This is a genomic window from Streptomyces acidicola (assembly GCF_009377235.1).
GTDB classification, from domain to species: Bacteria; Actinomycetota; Actinomycetes; order Streptomycetales; family Streptomycetaceae; genus Streptomyces; species Streptomyces acidicola.
Window position 1 is genome coordinate 1 of the sequence record NZ_VMNX01000446.1, and the last position, 3,361, is coordinate 3,361.

General features: G+C 72.2%; 2 protein-coding genes and 1 pseudogene. All 3 read left to right on the forward strand.

Annotated features, from left to right (window positions below):
* Nucleotides 1–1,665 (forward strand): annotated as a pseudogene (locus FPZ41_RS45705) (serine protease); the annotation flags it as partial.
* 165 nt (nucleotides 1,666–1,830) lie between these two features.
* Nucleotides 1,831–2,787 (forward strand): bifunctional riboflavin kinase/FAD synthetase, encoded by a 957-nt coding sequence (locus FPZ41_RS45710; RefSeq protein WP_322621578.1) that lies wholly within the window; start codon nucleotides 1,831–1,833, stop codon nucleotides 2,785–2,787.
* 79 nt (nucleotides 2,788–2,866) lie between these two features.
* The gene (locus tag FPZ41_RS45715; protein ID WP_030585611.1) at nucleotides 2,867–3,100 is read left to right on the forward strand and encodes a DUF397 domain-containing protein; all 234 of its coding nucleotides are present in this window, start codon (nucleotides 2,867–2,869) and stop codon (nucleotides 3,098–3,100) included.
* The last annotated feature ends 261 nt before the right edge of the window (nucleotides 3,101–3,361 follow it).

Consider the following 3,361-nt stretch of genomic DNA (forward strand, 5'->3'; position numbering starts at 1 on the left):
CCCGTCCCCCGCCACCGCATCGGCCCCGTCGTCCACGCCCTGCTCCACCTCGCACGCGAAGAGGGCCCGCTCGAACTCGCCCACCGCCTGGAGGAGTTGCTCCTCGCTGTGGACGCCTTCCTGCCGGACCGGCCCGCGCCGTACCGCGACTCCGTCTGGTGGGCCGTGCACCTGGTCACCGAGACCCTGCTGCGTGTGCCCGACGCGCTCGCCCACCTGGGGCTGCTCCGGCTGCTCACCGAGTGGATCGTCCTGTGGCGGGCCCAGGGCCGGGGCGTACCAGGGGAGTTCGGGCCGGAGTTCTGGGAGGCGCTGCCGCTGCCCGAGGAGGAGCGGCTCGACCTGCTGCGACGCCTCGTCGTCGCCGACCCGCCCACGGGCGAGGGCCCCCGCTACCTGGACGCCGTCTCCCGGCTCCTGGCAGTCGACCCCGCCGCCGTACAGCCCCATCTCACCCGCTGGTTCGCCGACGACCGCCCCCTCGCCGCGACCCCCGACGCGACCGTGGCGACGGCGGCCCAGGCGCTGCTGCACACCCATCGGCGCCGTGCCCTGGACGATCTGGCGGAAGCGCTCGTGGACAGTGCCCACCGGCGCGGGGACGAGCTCCTCTCCGTACTCGCCGAGGAGGAGCCCTCGGCGGTGTGCCGGGCCGTCGACCGGTGGGCGCACGACGAGCGCCCGGCGCGCCGGGTGGCGGCCCTCACGTACGCGCTGCGGGCCGTGCCGCACGTGCGCACGGAGGCCGACCGCGAGCTGATCCGCTACGTCGCGCTCGCCCTGCTGGCGCGCCCCGCCGACGTCACCCTGCACGGCGGTGCGATCGGCCTCCTCGTCCGGGACACCCGGGCGCGGCCCCGTCACCTCCCGCAGGCGCTGGAGCGCTTCGTAGCGGGCGACCCGCACGTGCCCGCGAGCGCGCTGGTGCCCGCGTTCGCCACGCACGCGGACCAGGTGCTGGACGCGTTCCGGCTGCGGCTGCGCTCCCTGCGGGCGGGCTCGGACGAGGTCCTGAGGACCCTGGCCGACGTCACCACACCCGTCCTCGCGCGCCAGGTCGCCGCCCTGATCCGCGAGGTCGTGGAGCTGCGGCCGGAGGCCGCCGGGCGCGTGGCCGCGTACGTCGACCGGCGGCTGGAGCACGGGCCCGCCACGCGCGAGGTGCTGTTCCCGCTGGTCGCCGGTCTGCTGGCGGGCGGTCCCGCACAGGTGCGGGCGGCATTCGCGGGTGTCCTCGCCGTGCCGGACACCCCGGCCTCGGGCGGGCTGCGGCGCGAGCTGCTGGACCTGCTGCTGGCGAGCGAGCGGGATCCAGCCGTGCTGGAGGCGGTGCTGCGGGCCGCGGTGCGCGGGACGAGCCGTGGCGGGGACGTCGAGACGATCCATGGCGCGGACGGCGAGACGATCCATGGCGCGGACGATGGCGGGGACGGCGGATCGTCGTTCCGCGAACTCGTACGCCGTACGGGCCTTCTCCTCGTCCGCACCCCCGAGGGCGCCACCCGCTTCGACCGCGGTCTCGTGGACCTCGCCCGCCACGTCCCGGGCTTCGCGGTGCAGGTGTCGGGATGGCTCAGCGACTCGCCGGCGGAGTGGGCCGCGGTGGTCGGCCCGAGCGCCCGCCGGATGATCGAGAACCTCGCGGGGGTACGGGTCCCCGCGTGAGTCGGCCGAGGCGTGCGCTCCGGGAGGCCGTGTAACCGTCCGCGTGCCACCTGTTACAGCCTCCATGCCGATGCGGGCCAACAGCAACCGGCATGGCACCCTTAGACCTGCGTACGCGGCAACCACGGACACGGGTTCGACACGTTTCGACAAGGAGCAGGCACAGTGCAGCGCTGGCGTGGCTTGGAGGACATCCCCCAGGACTGGGGGCGCAGCGTCGTCACCATCGGCTCCTACGACGGGGTCCACCGCGGGCACCAGCTGATCATCAGGCATGCCGTGGACCGCGCACGCGAGCTGGGCGTTCCGTCCGTCGTCGTGACCTTCGACCCGCATCCCAGTGAGGTCGTCCGGCCGGGCAGCCACCCCCCGCTGCTCGCCTCCCACCACCGCCGTGCCGAACTGATGGCGCAGCTGGGCGTGGACGCGGTGCTCATCCTCCCCTTCACGAAGGAGTTCTCGAAGCTGTCCCCGGCCGACTTCGTGGTCAAGGTCCTGGTCGACAAGCTGCATGCCAAGGCCGTCGTCGAGGGCCCGAACTTCCGCTTCGGCCACAAGGCGGCGGGCGACGTCGCGTTCCTCGCCGAACAGGGCAAGACGTACGACTTCCAGGTCGAGGTAGTCGACCTGTACGTGAGCGGCGAGGCGGGCGGCGGGCAGCCCTTCTCCTCGACCCTGACCCGGCGCCTGGTGGCCGAGGGGGACGTCGAGGGCGCCCACGAGATCCTCGGCCGCCCGCACCGAGTCGAGGGCATCGTCGTACGGGGCGCGCAGCGCGGCCGCGAACTGGGCTTCCCCACGGCGAACGTGGAGACGCTCCCGCACACCGCCATCCCCGCCGACGGCGTCTACGCCGGGTGGCTGCACGTCGACGGCGAGGCCATGCCCGCCGCCATCTCCGTCGGCACGAACCCGCAGTTCGACGGCACCGAGCGGACCGTGGAGGCGTACGCCATCGACCGGGTCGGTCTCGACCTGTACGGGCTCCACGTCGCCGTCGACTTCCTCGCCTTCGTGCGCGGGCAGCGGAAGTTCGAATCGCTTCAGGCGCTGCTGGAGGCGATGGCGGGCGACGTGAAGCGCTGCCGTGAGCTGGTCGAGGCCGCCGAAGGCTCCGTCTGACCCGAAGGGTCCGTCTCAGGTCTGCCGGTTTGTAGAATCTCCCCGGTCCGTAAGGTCAGTTGAACGGAGAGTGAGCCCGGTGGCGACCGAGCAGGAGAAGGAAGCGCTGTACGCCATGGACATCAGTGGCGTCGAGTGGGTCGGCTCCCCTGATGGCCCCCAGGACGAGCGGGTGGAGATCGCCTATCTGGAGGGCGGTGCCGTCGCGATGCGCAACTCCGCGGACCCCGACACGGTGCTCCGCTACACCGCGGCGGAGTGGCGGGCGTTCGTACTGGGGGCGCGTGACGGGGAGTTCGACCTCCAGCAGTGATACGAGTGGCACTCGTGATGCGCGTGATGGGCTGATGCGAGTGACACTCGTGATGCGAGAGATCCGAGTGCTATGAGAGCTCTGAGGTCTGAGCATTGACACCAGAGCATTGACGTCTGAGGGCCGGCACCGTGGGCGGTTTCTAGGGATCGTTGCAACACGTGGTCGTGTTGATCAGGCAGCGAGCAGTTTATGCAGGCGCTCGGCTGGGGTTTCCCAGCCGAGCGTTTTGCGTGGGCGGCGGTTGAGCTGGTCGGCGAC